Annotated in this window: 13 protein-coding genes, 2 pseudogenes and 1 riboswitch; of the genes and pseudogenes, 14 read left to right on the top strand and 1 reads right to left on the bottom strand. The window is 71.1% G+C overall.

What is annotated here, in order from left to right:
- Positions 1-56 precede the first annotated feature (56 nt).
- Positions 57-122, top strand: a riboswitch (guanidine-III (ykkC-III) riboswitch).
- Positions 123-137: 15 nt separating this feature from the next.
- The 5 genes from ET445_RS08575 to ET445_RS08595 all read left to right on the top strand — a co-directional run bounded on the left by ET445_RS08575 (position 138) and on the right by ET445_RS08595 (position 3,382).
- A complete protein-coding gene (locus tag ET445_RS08575; RefSeq protein WP_129190589.1) occupies positions 138-464 on the top strand; it encodes a DMT family transporter in 327 nt (108 codons plus the stop codon).
- 96 nt (positions 465-560) lie between these two features.
- Positions 561-1,052: a hypothetical protein gene (locus ET445_RS08580; RefSeq protein WP_129190591.1), complete on the top strand. Its 492-nt coding sequence runs from the start codon at positions 561-563 to the stop codon at positions 1,050-1,052.
- Positions 1,046-1,264, top strand: coding sequence for a helix-turn-helix transcriptional regulator (locus ET445_RS08585; RefSeq protein ID WP_129190593.1), 219 nt, complete (start codon positions 1,046-1,048; stop codon positions 1,262-1,264). Before ET445_RS08580 ends, ET445_RS08585 begins: the two co-directional genes overlap by 7 nt.
- Positions 1,265-1,307: 43 nt before the next feature.
- Positions 1,308-2,351 (top strand): NAD(P)-dependent alcohol dehydrogenase, encoded by a 1,044-nt coding sequence (locus ET445_RS08590; protein ID WP_165314343.1) that lies wholly within the window; start codon positions 1,308-1,310, stop codon positions 2,349-2,351.
- Positions 2,348-3,382, top strand: coding sequence for an NADP-dependent oxidoreductase (locus tag ET445_RS08595; RefSeq protein ID WP_129190597.1), 1,035 nt, complete (start codon positions 2,348-2,350; stop codon positions 3,380-3,382). Before ET445_RS08590 ends, ET445_RS08595 begins: the two co-directional genes overlap by 4 nt.
- Here ET445_RS08595 and ET445_RS08600 read toward each other — a convergent pair.
- Complete coding sequence (locus ET445_RS08600; RefSeq protein ID WP_165314344.1) at positions 3,345-5,096, bottom strand: dolichyl-phosphate-mannose--protein mannosyltransferase; 1,752 nt, start codon at positions 5,094-5,096, stop codon at positions 3,345-3,347. The two genes, ET445_RS08595 and ET445_RS08600, sit on opposite strands and share 38 nt — an antisense overlap.
- 48 nt (positions 5,097-5,144) lie before the next feature.
- On the opposite strand from ET445_RS08600, the pseudogene rsmI reads away from it, so the two are divergent.
- From rsmI to ET445_RS08640, 9 genes and pseudogenes are all read left to right on the top strand, one after another.
- Positions 5,145-5,962, top strand: a pseudogene (gene rsmI / locus ET445_RS08605) (16S rRNA (cytidine(1402)-2'-O)-methyltransferase).
- A 68-nt stretch (positions 5,963-6,030) separates the two neighbouring features.
- Positions 6,031-7,128, top strand: a complete 1,098-nt coding sequence (locus tag ET445_RS08610; protein ID WP_165314345.1) for an NADP-dependent oxidoreductase — start codon at positions 6,031-6,033, stop codon at positions 7,126-7,128.
- A 51-nt stretch (positions 7,129-7,179) separates the two neighbouring features.
- Positions 7,180-8,222, top strand: a pseudogene (gene metG, locus ET445_RS08615) (methionine--tRNA ligase); the annotation flags it as partial.
- A gap of 66 nt (positions 8,223-8,288) precedes the next feature.
- Complete coding sequence (locus ET445_RS18630; RefSeq protein ID WP_243695392.1) at positions 8,289-8,744, top strand: class I tRNA ligase family protein; 456 nt, start codon at positions 8,289-8,291, stop codon at positions 8,742-8,744.
- Positions 8,741-9,667 carry a TatD family hydrolase gene (locus tag ET445_RS08620; protein WP_129190603.1) on the top strand — a complete coding sequence of 309 codons (927 nt, stop codon included), beginning with the start codon at positions 8,741-8,743 and terminating at the stop codon, positions 9,665-9,667. Before ET445_RS18630 ends, ET445_RS08620 begins: the two co-directional genes overlap by 4 nt.
- Positions 9,667-10,551 carry a 16S rRNA (adenine(1518)-N(6)/adenine(1519)-N(6))-dimethyltransferase RsmA gene (gene rsmA / locus ET445_RS08625; protein ID WP_129190605.1) on the top strand — a complete coding sequence of 295 codons (885 nt, stop codon included), beginning with the start codon at positions 9,667-9,669 and terminating at the stop codon, positions 10,549-10,551. The genes ET445_RS08620 and rsmA overlap by 1 nt, the downstream gene beginning before the upstream one ends.
- Positions 10,552-10,559: 8 nt before the next feature.
- Entirely contained in the window at positions 10,560-11,105 is a 546-nt protein-coding gene (locus tag ET445_RS08630; protein WP_129190607.1) for a hypothetical protein, read from the top strand.
- Between the two features lie 37 nt (positions 11,106-11,142).
- Positions 11,143-12,087 carry a 4-(cytidine 5'-diphospho)-2-C-methyl-D-erythritol kinase gene (locus ET445_RS08635; protein ID WP_129190609.1) on the top strand — a complete coding sequence of 315 codons (945 nt, stop codon included), beginning with the start codon at positions 11,143-11,145 and terminating at the stop codon, positions 12,085-12,087.
- A gap of 26 nt (positions 12,088-12,113) precedes the next feature.
- The gene (locus ET445_RS08640; protein WP_129190611.1) at positions 12,114-13,964 is read left to right on the top strand and encodes an ABC-F family ATP-binding cassette domain-containing protein; all 1,851 of its coding nucleotides are present in this window, start codon (positions 12,114-12,116) and stop codon (positions 13,962-13,964) included.
- Positions 13,965-13,979: the final 15 nt, after the last annotated feature.

Here is a 13,979-nt window from a genome sequence, read left to right on the forward strand (position 1 = left end):
CCAACCGCTTGCCGAACGGTGCACAGCGCCTGATCAGCCGCCGCCGCTAACCTGGCGTGAGGCCGCCCAATGCGGCCCCGGACGAGGGCACCCAGTACCCGGAACGCGACAAGACTGGCACATCGGAGCGGTGTCGTATGTCGTGGGTCGTGCTCATCCTGTCGGGCGTGCTCGAGGCGGTCTGGGCGACCGCGCTCGGCAAGAGCGAGGGCTTCACGAAGCTGTGGCCGTCGGTCGTGTTCGGTGTCGCGATCGTCGCGAGCATGGGCGGCCTCGCATTCGCGATGCGGGGCATCGAGATCGGCACGGCCTACGCCGTCTGGGTCGGCATCGGCGCGGCGCTCACGATCGCGTGGGCGATGGCGACGGGAGGAACGGATGTCTCGTGGGCGAAGATCCTGCTGTTGGTCGGCCTCGTCGGATGCGTCGTGGGACTCAAGCTCGTCGACGGCGCATCCCACTGACATCCGGTGCTGTAAATAATTCTTGACATCATGTTCGGAATCCTTGACACTTAGGGTGTCAAGGATTCTTGACACCTTGAGATCGAGGAGCATCGGATGTCCCGCGAACCAGACCTGCCCGACGACGCACTCGGCGCCGACCGCGCCGGCTCGACGGTCTCGTACGAGGAGAAGGGCACCTGGTCGTTCCTCGCCGTCGCGATCGCCGGGTACGCCGTCTACCTCTCGCTCGTCTTGCCGGCGGCGCTCACGACACCGGTTGCGGAGATCGAGTGGGTCTGGCCCATGGTGTGGACGATCGTCGGCGCCATCGGTGCGGGCATCGTCGCTCGCATCCTCGTCGAGATGTTCTGGCCGAGCGACGGGTACGCGGCCGACGAACGCGACAAGGAGATCGACCGCACGGGTGAACGCGTCGGCAACTCGTTCATCGTGATCGGCGCGCTCGCGGCGCTCGTGCTCTGCTGGTTCCGCGTCGACTGGTTCTGGATCGCGAACGCGATCTACGTGTGCTTCGTGCTCGCGGCGCTGCTGTCGTCGGCGACGAAGCTCGTCGCCTATCGTCGGGGCGGGTTCCAGACGTGGTGAAGCCGACTCGGGTCGTCAACGACATCCGCGCGTTGCGGTTCCGCGCGGACGAGATGACCCAGGCCGAGCTCGCGAAGCGGCTCGGCGTCACACGCCAGACCGTCATTGCGATCGAGCAGGGCAAGTACTCGCCCACCCTCGAACTCGCCTTCCAGATCGCACGGGTGTTCGGCGTGCCGCTCGATGCGGTGTTCCGGTACCCCGACGACTGACGCGTCGCCTTCCGCATCATCCGGTGATCAGAGAGGGGCGATCATGCTCGCCGCAGTCTTCGACCGCTACGGTCCGCCCGAGGTCGTGCACCTCGCCGAGCGACCCCTTCCCGAGCCCGGCCCGGGCGAGCTCCGCGTGCGCGTCGCGGCGACCGTCGTCGGGCGCGCCGACGTCGCGGGCCGCGCGGGTTCGCCGTTCGCCGCCAGGCTCTTCTTCGGGCTCCGCCGGCCCAAGCGCGAGACACTCGGCACCGACTTCGCCGGGGTGGTCGACGCGATCGGGCCACTGGCGCCGGGCGAGGAGCGGCGGTTCTCGGTCGGCGATCGCGTGCACGGCTTCACGGGCCCGCACGGCGGCGCGAATGCCGAGTTCGCCGTCGTGTCAGGCGACGCGCCCGTCGTCGCGACCCCCGACCGGATCGACGACGTCACGGCGGCGGCGCTCGTCGAGGGCTACCTCACGGCGCTCCCGTTCGTTCGCGACGTCGGGCGGGTGGCGTCGGGCGACCGCGTGCTCGTGATCGGCGCCGCGGGCAGCGTCGGCTCGGCCGCGGTGCAGCTCGCGAAGCATGCGGGTGCGACCGTCACGGGTGTCGCGAGCACTCCGAAGCTCGCCCTCGTGCGCGGACTCGGCGCCGACTCGGTCGTCGACTACACGATCGAGCGGTACGACGACGTGCCCGGTGCCTATCACTTCGTCTTCGACGCGGTCGGCGTCTCGTCGTTCGGCCGAATGCGACGCGCCCTCGCGCCCGGGGGCGTCTATGCGACGACGGCACCCGCACTGTCGGTGCTCGCCGTGCTCGGGCCGATCACGAGGCTCTTGCGCGGCAAGCGCGCCGCCGTGCACTTCACGGGTCTGCTTCCCGCCGCCGCGAAACTCACCGATCTGCGTGCCGTCACGGCTCTCGTCGCCGACGGGACGTTCGTTCCGCTCGTCGACCGCGTCGTGCCGTTCGCCGACATCGTCGAGGCGCATCGCCGCGTCGACACCGGGCGGAAGCGCGGCGCAGTCGTCGTCGCGGTCGACCGGCGGCTCGCCACGACGACTGAGGCTCAGCACCGCGAAGCGGGCGGTGCGCGATGAGAGCGCTCGTCCGCCGCGAGTACGGCGGCCCCGAGCGACTCGAGGTCGCGGAGCTGCCGGTGCCCGAGCCTCGCCGCGGCGAGGTGCTCGTGCGAGTGGCGGCGAGCGCGATCAACGCCGCCGACGCGTACCTGCTACGGGGTGAACCGCGGATCGTACGGCTCTCGACCGGGCTTCGCCGTCCGCGTCGCGTCATTCTCGGTCGAGACGTCGCGGGCGTGGTCGAGCGGGTCGGGCCGGATGTCTCGGGCTTCGCCCCGGGCGACCGGGTTCTCGGCGAGGCCGACGGAGCGTGGGCCGAATTCGCGGTGATCCCGGCGGCGGCGCTCGCCCACGTCCCTCGAGGGGCGTCGGGTGCGACGGCGTTCTCGTTCGAGGTGGCCGCGACGCTGCCGCTGCCCGGTACGACAGCCTGGCAGGCACTCGCCATCGCGAGGCCCGCGATCGGGCCTGGTGCGCGCGTCCTCGTGACGGGTGCCTCGGGCAACGTCGGACTGTTCGTCGTGCAGCTCGCACGCGCCGCAGACGCCGAGGTCACAGGGCTCGCGAGCCCCTCCCGGCTCGACCTCGTGCGGAGCGCGGGCGCCGCGCGCGTCGTCGACCGCACCGATCCCGCCGCCGACCCGGGGCGCGAGTACGACCTGGTCGTCGATCTCACGGCCGACCGATCCCTCGGCGACCTCGTCGCGCGGCTCGCGCCGCGCGGAACCTACGTGTCGTCGTCGGGCAGGGGCGGGCGGGTCCTCGGACCGTTGCCGCGCATCGCCGCGACGACCGTGCGCGGGCTCTTCACCCGCCGACGCCTGCGGGTGCTCGCGGCCCGACGCAACGGAGTCGATCTCGCGAGGATCGTCGAACTCGCCGCACGCGGAGACATCCGCCCGATCGTCGACGGCGTGATCGGGCTCGATCGTGTGGCCGACGCCGTCGCGCGCCTCGAGCGCGGCGAACCGCTGGGCCGTGTCGTGGTCCGCGTCGCGGAGCCCGCGCGGCCTACCCCCAGCTCGGCAGCCAGAAGTGGAGCTGCCTGAGGGTGGCTGGGATGGGCAGCGCGGCGACGATCGAGTAGAAGAAGATCGACACGGCGACGACCGCGACGGTGTAGACCGCGAGCATGGCGATGCCGCGTTGTCGTCGCCAGGTGGGGTCGGTCGGTTTGCCGAGGATGAGCGCGGCGACGAGCGCGAGGATGAGGATCAGGTACGGCTCGAACGCGATCGAGTAGAACTGGAAGACCGTGCGGTTCCTGTAGGCGAGCCACGGCAGGTAGCCCGCCGCGAGACCGGTGAGCACGAGGCCGATCTGCCACTCGCGGTAGCGTGCGAGCCGGTACACGAGGTAGAGGCCGGCCGCCGAGGCCGCCCACCAGACGAGCGGGTTGCCGATGCCGATGATCGACTCGGTGCACACGCCATCGCAGCCGGGCACCTCGTGGTAGTACATGTTCGTCGGGCGGATCATGAGCAACCACGTGAGGGGGTTCGCCTGCCACGGGTGCGGGCTCGCGACTCCCAGGTGGAACTGGTAGGCGGCCTGGTGGTACGCGAGCAGGCTCTGGAACCACGTCGGCACCCACGCGAACGGCCCCGTCCACGCCATGCCCTCGCCGTCGGCGTAGTGGCGGTCGTAGCCGCCGTCGGTGAAGATCCAACCGCTCCACGCCGCGAGATAGACGACGAAGGCCGTCGGCACGAGCTGGACGAACGTCACGGGGGCCTGCTTCAGGATCGCGCCCGTCGCCCAGAACTTGACGCCCTCGCGACGGCGCGACAGCAGGTCGACGAGCACGAGGTAGATCCCGAACGCGGCGACGAAGTAGATGCCCGACCATTTGACGGCGGCGGTCGCCCCGAACGCGGCTCCGGCCGCGTACACCCACGGCCGCTGCCAGATCGCAGGCCCGTACATGGGTTCGACGCCCTTCGCGCGGGCCGCTTCGAGGAGCTCGCGCAGGATACGCGCCGTGCGGTCGCGATCGAGCAGGATGAACCAGAACCCGAGCAGGGCGAAGAACATGACGTGATTGTCGAGGAGCGCGATGCGGCTCATCGCGATCGCGTTGCCGTCGACGGCGAAGAGGAGGCCCGCGAACACGCCGATGACGGTCGAGTGCGTGAGGCGCCGCGCGATGACCGCGACGAGGAACACCGCGATCGTGCCGACGAGCGCCGTCGTCGCACGCCACCAGAACGGGTCGAGGGTGCCGAACACCGCCATGCCGAGGCCGATGACCCACTTGCCGAGCGGCGGGTGCACGACGTAGCTCGGGTCGGGCAGGAAGCCCATCGGGTCGCCCGCGTTCCAGGTGCCGTCGTAGTCGTCGGGCCACCGGGTCTCGTAGCCGTGGATCCAGAGGGTCCACGCGTCTTTCACGTAGTAGGTCTCGTCGAAGATGAGCGTGTTCGCGTGCCCGAGGTTCCAGAATCGCAGCACGGCCGCGATGAGGGTCACGAGGAGCGGGCCGCCCCAATACCAGAGGGCGCGCCGGCGCGGTGTCGAGAGGAGCCCCGCCCACCACGAGTCGAGCCGCGTGCCGCGCGGCTCGTCGGCGGCTTCGGATGCCTCGAGGCCGTCCGATGACTCAGCGCTGTCGGATGACTCAGCGCTGTCGGATGACTCAGCGCTGTCGGATGCCTCGAGCACGGGCGCGTCGTCGGGGGCCTCGGCGGATGCTTCGGCAGCGGGTTCCTCGTCGGACTCCGGCTGTTCCGGCGCGCGCTCGTCCACGGCCGGATCTGCACTCATGCGCATCACCATACGACAACCGGACGGGGGTACGCGAGACTGATCCACATGATCATCCTCGGCGCGACCCCCATCGGCAATCTCGGCGATGCGTCGGGCAGGCTTCGCGAGGCACTCGAACAGGCCCGCGTCGTGGCATCCGAGGACACGCGCGTGACGCAGCGCCTGCTCGCCGGACTCGGCATCGAGAACCGGCCGAAGCTCATCGCGCTGCACGAGCACAACGAGCGGCAGAAGGCCGCTGAGCTCGTCGCGCTCGCGCGCGACGAGGACGTGCTCGTGCTGACCGACGCGGGCATGCCGACGGTGTCCGACCCGGGATTCCCGCTCGTGCAGACGGCGATCGCCGAGGGCGTGGGCGTGACGGCGCTGCCCGGCCCCTCGGCGGTCGTCACGGCGCTCGCCGTCTCGGGGTTGCCGACCGATCGGTTCGCATTCGAGGGGTTCCTGCCGCGCAAGTCGGGCGAGCGGAGTCGCCGGCTCGCAGAGCTCGCGGGCGACCGCCGCACGCTCGTGTTCTTCGAGGCGCCGAGCCGACTCGCCGACGGGCTCGACGCGCTCGCCGAGGCGTTCGGCGCCGAGCGCCCGGCTGCCGTGTGCCGCGAGCTCACGAAGCTCCACGAAGAGGTGAAGCGCGGCCCGCTCGGCGAACTCGCGGAGTGGGCGCGCGCCGGGGTGCGGGGCGAGATCTGCATCGTCGTCGGAGGAGCGTCGGCCGAGGCATCCGACCCCGCTTCGGCGCTCGACCGCGTGCTCGCGCTCGCCGGGGTGGAACCCGGCTGAAGGACGCGGCGGCGCTCGTCGCCGCCGAGACCGGCCTTTCGCGCCGCGATCTGTACGAAGCGGCGCTCGCGGCGCGCAATTAATGCTTCCCGCCGTCCCCCATCAGGGGGACAATGGAACTCGCGCGACCGACCGGGGAGGGGTGGTGCGAGTGGCGAAGGCGGTGCGGTTCTCGAGGTTCGGCGGCCCCGAGGTGCTCGAGGTCGTCGAGGTGCCGACGCCCGAACCGGGTGACGGGGAACTCCTCGTCGAGGTTGCGGCCGCGGGGCTGACTCCGGTCGACAGCGCGATCCGCGAGGATCGCGATCCCACGGGTCGCGCGGCGCCGCTGCCGTCGGGCGTCGGGCGCGAGTTCGCGGGCGTCGTGGTCGCGGCAGGCCCCGGTGCATCGCAGTTCGACCGCGGCGACGAGGTCATGGGGTTCGTCGACGGGGGAGCGCTCGCGACGCACCTCGTCGCGCCCGAGGCGAATGTCGTGCGCCGGCCTCCGGGGCTCTCGTGGGAGGTCGCGGGGTCGCTCTACACGTCGGGCACGACGGCGTGGGCGGCCGTCGAGCGGCTCGCGCTCACGGCGAACGACACCGTCGTCGTCACCGCCGCCGCAGGCGGGGTCGGATGCCTCGCGGTGCAGTTCGCCCGATTGAAGGGCGCGCACGTCCTCGGCACGTCGGCCGACCAGCGCTTCGACTTCCTCCGACAGTTCGGCGTCGTGCCGATCGGCTACGGGCCGAGGCTCGCCGAACGCGTGGGCGCGGCGGCCGACGGGCTGCCGATCACGGCATTCCTCGATTTCCTCGGCGGCGAGGCGGAGGTCGCGACGGCACTCGGCGTGCCGCCGGGGCGCATCCTGACGACCCTCGATCCCGACGCCGTCGACCTGCACGGCGCCGTCCGGGTCGAACCCGGCGACGCCGTCGCGTTCGCGCGCGTCGCGCAGCTCGTCGCGGCCCGGCGCGTGCGGCTGCCGATCGCCGACGTCTTCCCGCTCGAGCGCGTGGCCGACGCGTATCGCGCGCTCGACCGGCGGGATGCCCCGGGCAAGATCGTGCTCGGATTCCACGTCGTCGCCTACCCCGGCCAGGTCGTGGAGGAACCCGACCTCAAGGAGCAGGACGTCACGCTCGGCGTGCCGACGCCGCACGCGCGGGTCGCGGTCGAGGAGCAGGTGCCCGCGGCGATCGGCGACGGGAGCGTCCGGCGACGGCACCGTGCCGCGCATGCGGCGCCGGGGGCGCCCGACGACCGATGAGCGCCGGTCACACAGCAGTCGGTCATCCGCCGCGCCCATAGGATTGAAGGCATGGCCGACGGCTCTTCGTTCTACATCACCACGCCCATCTTCTACGTCAACGACGTGCCCCACATCGGGCACGCGTACACCGAGGTCGCTGCCGACGTGCTCGCACGCTGGCACCGCCAGGCCGGCGACGACACGTGGATGCTCACGGGCACCGACGAGCACGGCCAGAAGATCCTCCGCACCGCGACGGCCAACGGCGTGACGCCCAAGGAATGGGCCGACAAGCTCGTCCACGACGCGTGGAAGCCGCTCCTCGAGACGATCGACATCGCGAACGACGACTTCATCCGCACGACCGACGAGCGGCACGAGCAGAACGTGCAGAAGTTCTTGCAGAAGCTCCACGACGACGGTCACATCTACACGGGCGAGTACGAAGGCTACTACTGCGTCGGCTGTGAAGAGTACAAGCAGCAGTCCGAGCTCGTCGACGGCACGGGCGAGTACGAGGGCCAGCTCGTGTGCGCCATCCACTCGAAGCCCGTCGAGCTCCTCCACGAGAAGAACTACTTCTTCCGCATGTCGGCGTTCGCCGAGAAGCTCCTTGCGCTCTACGAGGAGCGCCCCGATTTCGTGCAGCCCGAGTCGGCGCGCAACGAGGTGCTCTCGTTCGTGCGTTCGGGGCTCGATGACCTGTCGATCTCGCGCTCGACGTTCGACTGGGGGTCAAGGTCCCGTGGGACGAGACGCACGTCGTCTACGTCTGGTTCGACGCGCTCCTGAACTACATCACGGCGGTCGGCTACGGGCAGAACGATGAGGAGTTCGCACGGCGCTGGCCGGCCCAGCACATCGTCGGCAAAGACATCCTGCGCTTCCACGCCGTCATCTGGCCGGCCATGCTCATGGCGGCCGGGCTCGAGGTGCCGCGCGGCGTCTTCGGGCACGGGTGGCTGCTCGTCGGCGGCGAGAAGATGTCGAAGTCGAAGCTCACGGGCATCGCCCCCGAGCAGATCACCGACGTGTTCGGCTCCGACGCGTTCCGGTTCTACTTCCTCTCGGCCATCTCGTTCGGTCAAGACGGCTCGTTCTCGTGGGAAGACCTGGCGGCGCGCTACCAGGCCGAGCTCGCGAACGGCTTCGGCAACCTCGCCTCGCGCGTCGTCGCGATGCTCTCGCGCTACACCGAGGGCGCAGTGCCCGCAGCGCACGAGGCGAGCGTGACCGACGCGGATCTCGCGATCCGCGAGGTCGAGCAGCGGGCGACGGATGCCTCGTGGTCGGCCGCCGGCCGCCTCGCGATCCACGAGGCGATCGCCGCCGTGTGGGAGCTCGTCGACGCGTTGAACCTCTACATCACGAACGAAGAGCCGTGGACGCTCGCGAAGGACCCCGCGAAGCGCGAGCGTCTCGACACGGTGCTCGCGACGGCGTACCACGGGCTCGGCACGCTCGCGGTGCTGCTCTCGCCCGTGCTGCCCAAGGCGACGGCGAAGCTCTGGAGCGCGCTCGGCGGCGCGGGCAACGTGCGCGAGCAGCGCATCGACCGGGCGAACGAGTGGGCGGTCGGCGAGCGGGTGACGCCGCTCGAGGCGCTCTTCCCGCGCGTCGAGGTCACCGAGTGACGGCAGCCGGCGAGCACGTGCGCGCGCGGGGCCGGGCGGACTCCGCGCCCGAGTACCCGCCCGTGCCCGAGTCGCCGCTGCCGGTGCCCGTCTACGACAACCACACGCACCTCGAAATCGCCGACGGCGCTCTGCCGTTGAGCGTGGCTGAGCACCTCGACCGCGCGCAGGCGGCGGGCGTCGCGGGCGCTGTGCAGGTCGGCACCGACGTCGCGACGAGCCGCTGGTCGGCCGACGCCGCCGAGCGCGACGCGCGCCTGCTGGCGGCGGTCGCGCTGCATCCGAACGACGCGCCCGAGCTCGAGGCATCCGGTGCCCTCGATGACGCGCTCGCCGTGATCGACGAACTCGCCGCGCGCCCGCGCGTGCGCGCGATCGGCGAGACGGGGCTCGACTTCTTCCGCACCGACGACGACGGCCGCCCGGCGCAGTTCCGCTCGTTCGAGGCGCACATCGACATCGCCAAGCGCCACGGACTCGCCCTGCAGATCCACGACCGCGACGCGCATGACGACGTCGTCGCGACCCTGCGGCGCGTGGGGGCTCCTGAACGCACGGTGTTCCACTGCTTCTCCGGCGGCGAAGAGCTCGCACGGCTCGCGGCATCCGAGGGCTGGTATCTCTCGTTCGCCGGCAACGTGACGTTCAAGAACGCAGAGAACCTGCGAGAGGCGCTGCGCGTCGCGCCCCGCGACCGCATCCTCGTCGAGACCGACGCGCCGTACCTCACCCCCGCGCCGCTCCGCGGCCGGCCCAACGCACCGTATCTCGTGCCCTACACCGTGCGATTCATGGCCGAGGTGCTCGATATCGAACTGGCCGAGCTCTGCGCAACCCTCGCGTCGAATACCGTGCGCGTGTACGGCTCATGGCAGGATGACCCCGTGACCAACGGGGGTTCGGCCCAGTCAGGCGGCGCGTGATGCATCGGCACGAGGCCGAGAGCCCGCCCGCGCGCCCGAGACTGCTCGGCCCCGCCGAGATCCGCGACCTCGCCGAACTCCTCGGCGTGACCCCGACGAAGAAGCTCGGCCAGAACTTCGTGCACGACGCCAACACGGTGCGGCGCATCGTGCAGACCGCGGGCGTCGAGGCCGGCGAGACCGTGCTCGAAATCGGGCCGGGACTCGGGTCGCTCACGCTCGGCCTCCTCGAGGCGGGCGCGAAGGTCGTCGCCGTCGAGATCGACGCGCGCCTCGCGGCGCAACTGCAGCACACCGTGAAGCTCATGCAGCCCGGCACCGAACTCGAGGTCGTCCACGAAGACGCGCTCAAGGTGACGTCGCTGCCTGCAGACCCGGTTCGTCTCGTCGCGAACCTGCCGTACAACATCTCGGTGCCGGTGCTGCTGCACATGCTCGAACGGTTCCCGTCGATCGCGAGCGGCATCGTCATGGTGCAGGCGGAGGTCGGGTACCGGCTCGCCGCCGAGCCCGGCTCGAAGGTCTACGGCGCGCCGAGCGTCAAGGCGGCCTGGTACGGCGACTGGCGCATCGCGGGCCAGGTGTCGCGCATGGTGTTCTGGCCGGTGCCGAACGTCGACTCGGTGCTCGTGGGCTTCGACCGCGGCGACGCGCCCGGCACGCCGCCCGGCACCGAGGAGGAGCGCGCCGCGACGTTCGCGATCGTCGACGCGGCGTTCCAGCAGCGTCGCAAGATGCTGCGGCAGGCGCTGTCGGGCGTGCTCGGCGGTTCGGCGGCGGAGGCCTCAGCCGTGCTCGAGCGTGCGGGCGTCGACCCGCAGGCGCGCGGCGAGCAGCTCGGCGTCGAAGACTTCTTGCGCATCGCCCGCGCGTTGCACGGATAATCGTGCCCATGGGGGATGAACAGAACGACGCGACGGACGACTCGCTCGACGAGGTCGTCGAAGGCGATCTCGACGACGCGATCGAGGGCGATCTTGCCGAGGCCGAGGCGGTCGACGATGCGGCCGTCGAGAGCGGCGGGGTTCCCGTGAGCGACGTGCCCGACGAGGCCGGCGAGAACGCGCTCCTCGAAGAGCAGGGCGAGGGTGAGGGCGAGGGAGCAGCCGAGCCCGAGACATCCGACAGCCCCGAGCCATCCGCGACCGCCGTGAGCGTCTCGCGAACCGTCGACCTCAAGGCCGCCGTCGCACTGCGCAAACTCGCGGCGGTCGTCGAGGGCGCGCTCGAGCAGCCGCCGACGGCGGTCGACCCGGGGGCGGTGCCGCCGACCGCACGGTTCGTGCTCGACGACGGCGAGTTCGTGCTCGCGTCGGCGAGCGCCCGAGCCGACGGGCGTGCGACGATCTCGCTCGTGCGCGGTCGCATGCCCGACGGGGCGAAGGCTGCGGCGGTGAAGGCCGAACTCGAAGCGTGGCTCGACCGGGTCGACGCGTGAGCGTGTCGTCGACGGCTTCTCGGATAGCGTTGACGGCATGACCATCGCGGCGGCCGACGAGGCGGTGCACGTCCGGGCGCCGGGCAAGATCAACCTGTTCATGCGCGTCGGCGAGGCGGGCGGCGACGGCTACCACGATGTCGCGACGGCGTACCAGGCGGTGTCGCTGTACGAAGACGTTCGGGCGTGGCCCGATGAGCGCGTGTCGGTGTCGTTCACGGGGTCGATCGACGTGTCGGGGCTGCCGACGGATGGCTCGAACCTCGCCGTGAAGGCTGCGAAGCTCTTGGCGCGCACGGCCGGTGTGCCGGCCGGCGTGCGCCTCGAGATCGAGAAGCACGTTCCGATCGCGGGCGGCATGGGCGGAGGATCGGCGGATGCCGCGGCCACCCTCGTCGCGTGCGACGCGCTGTGGGGCACCGGGCTCCCGAAGGACGAACTGCACCGGCTCGCCGCACGCCTCGGCGCCGATGTGCCGTTCGCGCTCACGGGCGGCACGGCGATCGGCACCGGACGCGGCGACCGGCTGAGTCCAGCGCTCGCGACGGGCTCGTTCCACTGGGTGCTCGTCGTCGCCGAGTTCGGGCTCTCGACGCCCGCGGTGTATCGCGAGCTCGACCTGCTGCGCATCGAGGAGGCCGGGCGGATCGGCCCCGCGACGGCGCCCATCGGGTCGCCCGTCGTCGCCGCTGCCGTCCTGCAGGCGCTCCGAGCGGGCGACGCCCGCCTGCTCGCCGAAGCGCTCCACAACGATCTGCAGTTCGCCGCGTTCCGGCTCGAGCCGGCGCTCCGCGAACTCATCGACCTCGGCGAGAGCGCGGGCGCGCTCGCGGGCATCGTGTCGGGGTCGGGGCCGACGGTCGCGTTCCTCGCGGCCGACGCCGAATCGGCGATCGAACTGCAGGTCGCGCTCTCGGCGGCGCGCCTCACCGCGCTGCACGTGCACGGACCGGTGCACGGAGCCAGGGTCATCCACCTTTGAGAGCCCCAGGCTAGGCTCGACAGGTCATGGCACACCTTCTCGGCGCGGAGCGCTTGCACCTCGAATTCCCCACCCGCACGGTGTTCGGCGAGGTGACCCTCGGCCTCGACGAGGGCTCGCGCATCGGCGTCGTCGGCCGCAACGGCGACGGCAAGTCGACCCTGTTGAAGCTCCTCGCGGGCCGGATCGAGCCCGATTCGGGCCGGGTCACGGCGCGCCGGGGCATCCGGATCGGCATGCTCGATCAGGCGGACGCGGTCGATCCCGAGCTGACGGTCGCCGAGGCCGTCGTGGGCGGCGTCGACGAGCACGTGTGGGCGGGCGACCAGAAGGTGCGAGACATCCTGTCGGGGCTCCTTTCGGATGTCCCGTGGCACGGTCGCGTGGGCGACCTCTCGGGCGGCCAGCGTCGCCGCGTGGGCCTTGCGGCGCTCCTCGTGGGCGATTGGGACGTGCTGTTCCTCGACGAGCCGACGAACCACCTCGACGTCGAGGGCATCGCGTGGCTCGCGGGGCATCTGAAGTCGCGCTGGGGGAAGAACGACGGCGCGCTCGTCGTCGTGACCCACGACCGGTGGTTCCTCGACGAGGTCTCGACCGACACGTGGGAGGTGCACGACGGCATCGTCGAGCCCTTCGAGGGCGGGTACGCGGCGTACATCCTGCAGCGCGTCGAGCGCGACCGCATGGCGGCGGCGTCCGATGCGAAGCGGCAGAACCTGCTGCGCAAAGAGTTGGCGTGGCTGCGCCGCGGGGCGCCCGCGCGCACGTCGAAGCCGAAGTTCCGCATCGACGCGGCGAATCAGCTCATCGAGAACGAGCCGCCCGTGCGCGACAAGGTCGAGCTCAACCGGCTCGCGGTGTCGCGGCTGGGCAAGGATGTGGTCGACATTCTGGATGCCTCGGTCGTGTACCCGGTCGCGCCGACGGCGGACGTCTCGCCCGAGGCGCCGACCGAACGCACGATCCTGCACGATGTCGAGTGGCGCATCGCGCCGGGCGAGCGCACGGGCATCCTCGGCGTCAACGGCGCCGGCAAGTCGACGCTCCTCGGGCTCGTGACCGGTGCCGTGAAGCCGACGTCGGGCAAGGTCAAGCGCGGCACGACCGTGCGCATCGCGACGCTCAGCCAGGAGCTCGACGAGCTCGCCGAGTGGGCCGACGAGCGCGTGAGCGCGGTCATCGCCGAGCAGAAGCGCAGCTACACGATCGGGTCGGGGTCGAAGGCGGTCGAGCTCTCGCCCGGGCAACTGCTCGAACGGCTCGGGTTCTCGAATGCGCAGCTCTCGACGCCCGTCAAGCAGCTTTCGGGCGGCCAGAAGCGGCGCCTGCAGCTCCTGCTCATCCTGCTGCAGGAGCCCAACGTGCTCATCCTCGACGAGCCCACGAACGACCTCGACACCGACATGCTCGCCGCGATCGAGGATCTCCTCGACTCGTGGCCCGGCACGCTCCTCGTCGTCTCCCACGACCGATACCTCATCGAGCGCGTGACCGATCGCCAGCTTGCGATCCTCGACGGGCACGTGCGCGACCTCCCGGGCGGAGTCGAGCAGTATCTCGAGCTGCGCAAGGCGGGGGTCGCGAAGAAGGCGGATGCCTCGGCAGTTCAGTCTCGGACCCCTGCTCAACCCTCGACAGCGACGGCACTCTCGGGCGCCGAGCGCCGGGCCGCCGAGAAGGAGCTCGCGTCGGTCGACCGGCGGCTCGAGAAGCTCGCGGGCGAGGTCTCGGCTCAGCACGAGAAGCTCGCGTTGCACGACCAGAGCGACTACGCCGGCCTCGGGGTGCTCGGCGACGAGCTCGCGGCGCTCGAGGCGTCCATCGCCGAACTCGAGCTGCGCTGGTTGGAAGTGTCGGAGCAGCTCGAGGGCTGACGCCCTGCCGCTCGT

Source organism: Agromyces protaetiae (assembly GCF_004135405.1).
GTDB lineage: Bacteria > Actinomycetota > Actinomycetes > Actinomycetales > Microbacteriaceae > Agromyces > Agromyces protaetiae.

Excerpts from the sequence above, each read along its gene's own strand:
- ET445_RS08630 (WP_129190607.1), top strand. The coding sequence starts at position 10,560 with ATGGGGGATGAACAGAACGACGCGACGGACGACTCGCTCGACGAGGTC.
- ET445_RS08640 (WP_129190611.1), top strand. The coding sequence starts at position 12,114 with ATGGCACACCTTCTCGGCGCGGAGCGCTTGCACCTCGAATTCCCCACC.
- ET445_RS08580 (WP_129190591.1), top strand. The coding sequence starts at position 561 with ATGTCCCGCGAACCAGACCTGCCCGACGACGCACTCGGCGCCGACCGC.
- ET445_RS08595 (WP_129190597.1), top strand. The coding sequence starts at position 2,348 with ATGAGAGCGCTCGTCCGCCGCGAGTACGGCGGCCCCGAGCGACTCGAG.
- rsmA (WP_129190605.1), top strand. The coding sequence starts at position 9,667 with ATGCATCGGCACGAGGCCGAGAGCCCGCCCGCGCGCCCGAGACTGCTC.
- ET445_RS08590 (WP_165314343.1), top strand. The coding sequence starts at position 1,308 with ATGCTCGCCGCAGTCTTCGACCGCTACGGTCCGCCCGAGGTCGTGCAC.
- ET445_RS08600 (WP_165314344.1), bottom strand. The coding sequence starts at position 5,096 with ATGAGTGCAGATCCGGCCGTGGACGAGCGCGCGCCGGAACAGCCGGAG.
- ET445_RS08575 (WP_129190589.1), top strand. The coding sequence starts at position 138 with ATGTCGTGGGTCGTGCTCATCCTGTCGGGCGTGCTCGAGGCGGTCTGG.
- ET445_RS18630 (WP_243695392.1), top strand. The coding sequence starts at position 8,289 with ATGCTCTCGCGCTACACCGAGGGCGCAGTGCCCGCAGCGCACGAGGCG.
- ET445_RS08635 (WP_129190609.1), top strand. The coding sequence starts at position 11,143 with ATGACCATCGCGGCGGCCGACGAGGCGGTGCACGTCCGGGCGCCGGGC.